A 7,429-nucleotide genomic window follows, 5' to 3' on the forward strand; every position below is an offset into this window, starting at 1 on the left:
AAATGTTTTTTAAGATTAATAAATTAAATATGTTAGAATTAAACCAGTTAAAATAAAGGATTATTTCAATGAAATACATACAAATTATTCATTTTTTGCTTAATCATGATTTGACGCATTTGAAACAATGTTGGTTAAACGAATTAACTGGTGGAAAAAAAATATCTATCTATAGAATATTAAAATCATACTTAAGCACAAGGTCATTACAAAAAAAATATCTATTTTGGTGGCGACTTATTAACGAAATGTATTTATACGGTAATAGAAAACAGAAGGATATTGCAAAACGTATACAGATGAAATTAATTAATCAGTTCTGTATTGATATAATGTTAGGCACTAAAATTGGTAAAAATTTATCAATTGTTCATCCACACTCTATTACTATCAATAAAAATGTAACTATAGGAGAAAACTTTATTGTTCATCATAATGTAACCATAGGTATAGGACATGAGCCAATAAACATAATAATTGGTGATAACGTTTATATTGGGACAAACTCTATCATATTAGGTGGCGAAATAACTATTGGGAATAATGTCAAAATTGGAGCCATGTCATTTATAAACAAAGACATTCCTGATAATTGTACTGTTTATACTCAAAAGAGTAATATAATTGTTCAAAACAATTATTAATTATCTACTGATTTAAATAAAAAAAGCATAGTTTATTCTATGTATAATTTCAACAATATAGTAATGAACCAATTCATCGATTTTAAATAACACAACAGATTACAGTGTAATTAATATCGTAAAATAGTGGGAATTTTAATTGGTATATTTTAAATTGCTTATAAAACCATCGAAAAATAAAAAAATTGCTACTAACAAAAAAATAAACCACAACTGCTATATAAAATTTCGCTAAAAGCATAATCTTTAATTCATAACTTTTACAACTTATGCTAAATCCGAATTAAGATAAATCAAATAAAATTCTAACTTCTTATCAAAAACAACTAACAAAAAACACGCAAAATGTTTTAAAAACTGAATGGGAGCGGGTTAAAAAAGGTATTTAATAAAATATTGATGTAGTAAAACTTTAAGGAGATTACTGCATCACTGATAAATTTTATTAGTTTGAATTTAAAATAAAATTGACCCCAGTAGGAATCGAACCTACAACTAGCCCTTAGGAGGGGCTTGTTATATCCATTTAACTATGAGGTCATCAAAGGCGTTTATTCTAATAAATTTATCAATGCAATATCAATCAAATAATGAAAAATTTTCTATTTTAAGCAAACATGATACAATCCTTACATTCGACATTTTATCACTTGTATTCGGTAGCATTATGAGAAAAAAAATTATAGGTATGATGTTCTCGGTTTTAGCGTTGACAGGTTGTGCGACCTATAAGGCTGAAACAAATAGTTATAGTGACCCGTTATCGGGTTTTAATAAAACCATGTTTAATGTTAACTACTATGCGCTTGACCCTTATATTTTGCGCCCTGCTGCCGTAGTGTGGAAAGATTATGTACCAACACCAGTTCGTAAAGGGGTAGTTAATTTTTCATCTAACCTTTCTGAACCAGCATCAATGGTAAATAGTGCTTTACAAGGTGAAGGGCATGAAGCCGGTAAACATTTAGCAAGATTCTTTATTAATACAGTTTTTGGTGTTGCCGGTTTATTTGATGTTGCAAGTGTAGCAGATCCTCAATTACAAAAAGGTCCTAAACGTGGTTTTGGTGATACATTAGGTCATTACGATGTCCCTTATGGCCCTTATGTTGTATTACCTTTCTATGGTTCGGCAACACTTCGTCAAGAAGGAGGTGATCTGGTTGATACTTTATATCCACCACTTGTTTGGATCGATTGGCAATGGGCACTGGTTCGCGGTGTATTTGATGGCATTGAAGCTCGAGCTGTGGCCATTGAGTATGAAGATTTAATTAAAAATAGTGATGACCCATACAACTTTATGCGTAATGCTTACTTCCAGCGCAATGATTTTAATGCCTCTGGCGGTAAAGTTGATGAGCAAAAAGAACAACAACGCCAACAAAGCATTAACGGCATTATTGATGAAATTGATGCCCAATAAATTTTACTATTTATCATTAATTAACGCCGATTTATTCGGCGTTTTTTATTTGCCTTGCATTTCGGGTAAATGGTGCCAGAACCGTCTAGGCATATTTTGCCTTTGTAATCTTGGATTGACTCGTTCCTTAATGGTTAAGGCCTGACAATAACGATTCCACATGGTTTGAAACAATTTTTCATCATCAGTTAGATAATCTTGGTTAATTTGCTTATTAACGATCAGAGGATCGTTATCGTTCAAGCAGATTTGCTCAATCTTATCTAAATCATAAAAATAACCATATTGGCGTTTTTCATCATAAATTGCCCATTTTTGATCGGCATAACGATCTTTAAAAAATCGAGTGGTTAACGGTAAAGCGTTATATATAGGCTCTATAACCGCAAAGTAAATTTTGTCATTATTATCACAACTGTTCGCTGGATTTTGAATGCTATTAAAGCGAACAAATTGCTGAATATGATGTTTTTCTTTATTTACCTTTTTGGCTATATCATAAACAGCTAACACATCCGCATCAGCAAAATCAGTTTCAATCGAATTGGTTGACTTAAATACTTTACAAATATAGCGAAAAATAATTAAATCACTTTTAGGTAATTCTGAAAGCCAAGTAAACAAGAGTTGATTTAGTGCAATCTGCGATAATTTTTTTTGCAGTGCAGAATAAACACGCTCATACTTACTGTTGCGATACTCAACTTGATGAAAATCAGTAACCAAAAGTGGCACATCTTCGCCCTCAGCTAATAAACATTCAGGCATTTTTTTTAGTTTAAATGCATCAAATACCGCGCACATTAACCCTTCAAAAGATTTATCATAATAAAACGCTAGCATAAATTACCATCCCATAACCAGTTGTTGTGGAATAGATTGTTGTTTTACTTCAAGCCGAGGCGTATCTTGTAAACTTAGACGTATATATTCAGCAGATGAATCCAATACTTTGAAAGTATTCATTTCATGACAAATAATAAAAAACTGTGCACGTTTTAGCACCACACCAATACGTTTGAGCGCCTCTTTATTTAGTTTGCGATGTCGCCTTGCCATAACAATTAATTTTGCTGATTTAACTCCAATACCTGGTACGCGCAAGATTTTTTGGTAACTATCCCGATTGATATCAACCGGAAAAAATTGCGGATTACGAATCGCCCAAGATAATTTGGGATCAACCGTCAAATCAAGATCTGGATGTTCATCATTTACAATTTCATCGACACTAAAATCATAAAAACGAAGTAACCAATCTGCCTGATATAAACGATTTTCTCGCACTCTTGGAACTTCTTGCAAAACCGGTAATCGCTTATCATAACTATTTACTGGAATAAATCCCGAATAGTAAACCCGTTTCATACTTGGTCGCTTATATAGCTTGGCGGTGAGCTGTAAAATTTGATTATCGGTTTCATCTGTCGCACCAATAATCACCTGAGTACTTTGCCCTGCCGGAACAAATTTTGGTGTTGATTTGATTTTTTTACGATCTTCAATATTTTCTAGCAAATTTTGCTGAATATGCCGCATTGGTTGATAAATGGTTTGATGATCTTTATCTGGCGCCAATAATTTTAAATTACGCTCGGTAGGGATCTCTAAATTGACACTCATTCGATCAACGAGTAAACCTGCTTCACGAATTAATTCATTGCTGGCACCTGGAATCGCCTTCATATGAATATAACCATTAAAGTTATATTCTTGCCGTAATATTTTGACCACACGAATCATTTTTTCCATCGTATGATCAGCACTACGGACAATACCCGAACTTAAAAACAGCCCTTCAATATAATTGCGACGATAAAATTCAATCGTCAGTTCCGCTAACTCTTTCGGCGTAAATCCTGCACGAGGAATATCATTACTCTGGCGATTGATACAATAAGCACAGTCAAACATGCAATAATTAGTTAACATGATTTTTAACAGCGAAACGCATCGACCATCAGCAGTAAATGAATGGCAAATACCACAGCGCGAAGCACTACCAATACCTTTACTTTTATTACTGCGTGAAGTACCACTTGAAGCACATGAAATATCATATTTTGCAGATTCGGCTAAAATCTCAAGCTTTGAGATCATTTTCTCTTGAATCATAATCATTACCAACAACTGTATATATTTACAGTATTATAGTGATTTTATTGGTATAAGCAAGTTAATAATCAGATCGAATTTAAAAAATATTTGTTCAATAAACTCGCGATTAAGACTGATTTAATAAAGATATTATTAATAGAACGTAAATATAATCATATTAATTGATTTATTGACCGGTCATGCCAATTTTATTTATTAACTTAACAAATAAAATCAATCTGAGGGTATTGTTCAGCTTACAAGTGTACGCTATAATCAGACCAATTTTTCATATGAAGCCAGTTAACTTAGGAGTAGAGCATTAGATGAAACGTGTAGTAATTACAGGATTAGGTATTCTTTCAAGCATTGGGAATAATACCAAAGAAGTTTTAGAATCGTTAAGAGTAGGCCGAAGTGGTATTACTTTTTCGCAAGAAATGAAAGATAGCGGAATGCGTAGTCATGTTTGTGGTAATGTCAAATTAGATACAACTGGATTAATCGATCGAAAAGTTGTCCGTTTTATGAACGATGCATCTATTTATGGATATCTTGCGCTACAACAAGCAATCGAAGATGCAAAATTAACCCCAGAGCAAGTATCTAATCCACGCACAGGTCTTATCGCTGGTTATGGTGGCTCAACCAAAACTCAATATAATGTTGTTGCCGGCATGAAAGAAAAAGGTTTAAGAGGTGTTGGCCCTTATGCAGTAACAAAATCGATGTCATCAGCGATTTCTGCATGTTTAGCGACACCATTTAAAATTAAAGGTGTTAGCTACTCAATGACTTCAGCTTGTGCAACATCAGTACACTGCATTGGTCATGCTGCTGAACTTATTCAACTTGGTAAACAAGATGTCGTGTTTGCTGGTGGTGGTGAAGAACTATGTTGGGAAATGTCATGCGAATTTGATGCTATGGGCGCCTTATCAACTAAATATAACGACACACCAGAAAAAGCATCTCGTGCCTATGATAAAAACCGTGATGGTTTTGTAATCGCAGGCGGTGCCGGAATGGTAGTAGTTGAAGAACTTGAACATGCTCTTGCCCGTGGTGCACATATCTATGGTGAACTTGTTGGTTATGGCGCAACATCAGATGGTTATGACATGGTAGCTCCATCTGGTGAAGGGGCAATGCGTTGTATGCAGCTTGCTATTCAAGATCTTGATGGGCCAGTTGATTATATCAATACCCATGGTACCTCAACTCCAGTTGGTGATGTCAAAGAATTATGGGCAATCAAACAAGTATTTGGTGATAATATCCCGGCTATCTCTTCAACTAAATCCATGACTGGTCACTCATTAAGTGCCACCGGTGCACAAGAATTGATTTATTCACTACTTATGCTTGAACACGGCTTTATTACACCAAGTATCAATATTGACGAACTTGCAGATGAAGCAGTAGGCATGAATATTATTACCGAGCCAACCGAACGTGAATTAACCACAGTAATGTCTAATAGCTTTGGTTTCGGCGGTACTAATGCATCAATTGTCATGAAAAAATACCAAGGATAATTGTAAAATTATCTAACCAATAATAAAAAACCGTTCCTATGAAGTGACCCCATAAAGTTGGACACTTTTATTAAGCGGCTTGTAAGGCCTGATTTCGATATTCAACCGGAGTCAGGCCTTTTAATTTGGCCTTAATCCGTTTGATGTTGTAGTATTCTATATATTCTTCTATTTTTTCAATCAATTCATCTGCATCTTGAAAGCATTGTCCATGATACATTTCTGATTTTAATAGACCAAAAAAGTTTTCAGCTACCGCATTATCTAAACAATTTCCTTTTCTGGACATACTTTGTTTGATGCCATTATTAGCTAGTAGCTTCTGATAATGGCAATTTCTATATTGCCAGCCTTGGTCACTATGTAGTAACGGTTTTTCACACTGTTTTAATCGTGATATCCCTTTTTGAAGCATATCTGTCACCAAGGTCAAACGTGCATTTTTAGCCACTTTATAAGCGATTACTTCTTGATTATATAAATCGATAATGGGCGATAGGTAAATTTTCTGTTCATTTACCTTAAATTCTGTGACATCCGTTACCCATTTTTCATTCGGTCTCGATGATTCAAAATCTCTTTTAAGATAATTAGCTACTGTTTTACCTGTCTCTCCACGATAAGAACGATATTTTTTAGGTCTTACTGTCGATTTGAGATTAAGTTGACCCATTAATCGTTGTACCGTTTTATGATTGAGCTTAATTCCTTCATTTATCAACGCTAAATGAATTCGGCGATAACCATAACGCCCTTTATGTTCATGGTAAATCGATTCAATACGTTTTAACTCATTTTCATAAGCAGACGGGGTTTTCAACCTATTAACATGATAATAAAAAACACTTTTTGCCAGTTTTGTTGCTGATAGCAAATGTTTTAAGGAATACTGATATTTAAGAGCTAAAACAACTAACGTTTTTTCTTTGTTTGTTGTCGTTTTGCTTGCTTTAGCTCTTCTAACTTTTTTAGAACAGCATTTTCTGCTCGTAGATAAGCAATTTCCTCTTTTAATTCTTCAATTGTTTTTTCATCATCACTGTGAGTGGGTTCAATACGGGGTTGCTTCATACAGGGTCTTCCTCTGGAACGATATTCAAGCCCTCGGAAACCTTTTTTATGATATCTATCAAGCCAAACAAATAGAAGCCCGGGGGAACTTAAATTAAGCATAGCACTAGTGTGCCCGAGAGACCAATTATTTGTCCACATTAATTTTAGTGCTTGTAATCTTGCTTCGGCATGACGTAAATGAGGTGTTGGTTGAAAGGCGTTACCACCATGAATCGCAACCACTTGGGACCAATATCGAATCTGACGAGCAGATATCGCATATTTTTTTGAAAGAATTTTCGATGATTCTCCTGATAAGAATTCATTAGCTATGATAATTTTTAATTTTCGACTATATTTTGACATAAAAAGACCCCCAGTAATTGGTTGTCCAACTATTGGGGGTCACTTCAAGAAGGCGGTTTGTATGGATTTTTGGCCACCTACACGTCAGTGAACTTAAATATGATTTAATTCAATGTTTAGAGTGCTTTATAAACTACCTACACGGCAGTGAACTAGAATCGAATATACTATAAATGCAGTTGTTAAAAAGACAAAGCGCAATTTTACTATTAAAAACCCTTTTTTTAAGTGATTTTTTAATATATTGATTTTTAAATACTTTATTTTAAGTCAAAAAAAAGGGTTAGCAATAAGTAGGAATTTAA

The 7,429-nt window shown here is 34.0% G+C and carries 7 protein-coding genes and 1 tRNA gene; 3 read left to right on the top strand and 5 right to left on the bottom strand.

What is annotated here, in order from left to right:
• The first annotated feature begins 68 nt into the window (after positions 1–68).
• Entirely contained in the window at positions 69–644 is a 576-nt protein-coding gene (locus H3T56_RS11600) for a serine acetyltransferase (RefSeq protein ID WP_086361304.1), read from the top strand.
• 468 nt (positions 645–1,112) lie between these two features.
• On the opposite strand, the gene H3T56_RS04375 is transcribed toward H3T56_RS11600, so the two are convergent.
• A tRNA-Arg gene (locus H3T56_RS04375) sits at positions 1,113–1,184 on the bottom strand.
• Positions 1,185–1,311: 127 nt separating this feature from the next.
• On the opposite strand from H3T56_RS04375, the gene H3T56_RS04380 reads away from it, so the two are divergent.
• Positions 1,312–2,070, top strand: a complete 759-nt coding sequence (locus tag H3T56_RS04380; protein WP_110453588.1) for an MlaA family lipoprotein — start codon at positions 1,312–1,314, stop codon at positions 2,068–2,070.
• A gap of 45 nt (positions 2,071–2,115) precedes the next feature.
• Here the strand turns inward: H3T56_RS04380 and H3T56_RS04385 are convergent, their stop codons facing one another.
• Positions 2,116–2,913: a TIGR03915 family putative DNA repair protein gene (locus H3T56_RS04385; protein WP_198192110.1), complete on the bottom strand. Its 798-nt coding sequence runs from the start codon at positions 2,911–2,913 to the stop codon at positions 2,116–2,118.
• A gap of 3 nt (positions 2,914–2,916) precedes the next feature.
• Positions 2,917–4,182, bottom strand: coding sequence for a putative DNA modification/repair radical SAM protein (locus H3T56_RS04390; RefSeq protein ID WP_065651269.1), 1,266 nt, complete (start codon positions 4,180–4,182; stop codon positions 2,917–2,919).
• Positions 4,183–4,493: 311 nt separating this feature from the next.
• Between H3T56_RS04390 and fabB the strand changes: the two genes are divergently transcribed.
• Positions 4,494–5,705 carry a beta-ketoacyl-ACP synthase I gene (gene fabB / locus H3T56_RS04395; protein ID WP_065578940.1) on the top strand — a complete coding sequence of 404 codons (1,212 nt, stop codon included), beginning with the start codon at positions 4,494–4,496 and terminating at the stop codon, positions 5,703–5,705.
• A gap of 70 nt (positions 5,706–5,775) precedes the next feature.
• Here the strand turns inward: fabB and H3T56_RS04400 are convergent, their stop codons facing one another.
• Both H3T56_RS04400 and H3T56_RS04405 read right to left on the bottom strand, forming a co-directional pair.
• Positions 5,776–6,720 (bottom strand): IS3 family transposase, encoded by a 945-nt coding sequence (locus H3T56_RS04400; RefSeq protein WP_198192122.1) that lies wholly within the window; start codon positions 6,718–6,720, stop codon positions 5,776–5,778.
• Entirely contained in the window at positions 6,618–7,124 is a 507-nt protein-coding gene (locus H3T56_RS04405) for a helix-turn-helix domain-containing protein (protein WP_198192112.1), read from the bottom strand. The genes H3T56_RS04400 and H3T56_RS04405 overlap by 103 nt, the downstream gene beginning before the upstream one ends.
• Positions 7,125–7,429 lie beyond the last annotated feature (305 nt).

Source organism: Gilliamella sp. W8123, from assembly GCF_016101085.1.
Classification (GTDB): domain Bacteria; phylum Pseudomonadota; class Gammaproteobacteria; order Enterobacterales; family Orbaceae; genus Gilliamella; species Gilliamella apis.

Coding starts and splice junctions, on each gene's coding strand:
- H3T56_RS04380 (WP_110453588.1), top strand. CDS start 1,312: ATGAGAAAAAAAATTATAGGTATGATGTTCTCGGTTTTAGCGTTGACA.
- fabB (WP_065578940.1), top strand. CDS start 4,494: ATGAAACGTGTAGTAATTACAGGATTAGGTATTCTTTCAAGCATTGGG.
- H3T56_RS04385 (WP_198192110.1), bottom strand. CDS start 2,913: ATGCTAGCGTTTTATTATGATAAATCTTTTGAAGGGTTAATGTGCGCG.
- H3T56_RS04405 (WP_198192112.1), bottom strand. CDS start 7,124: ATGTCAAAATATAGTCGAAAATTAAAAATTATCATAGCTAATGAATTC.
- H3T56_RS11600 (WP_086361304.1), top strand. CDS start 69: ATGAAATACATACAAATTATTCATTTTTTGCTTAATCATGATTTGACG.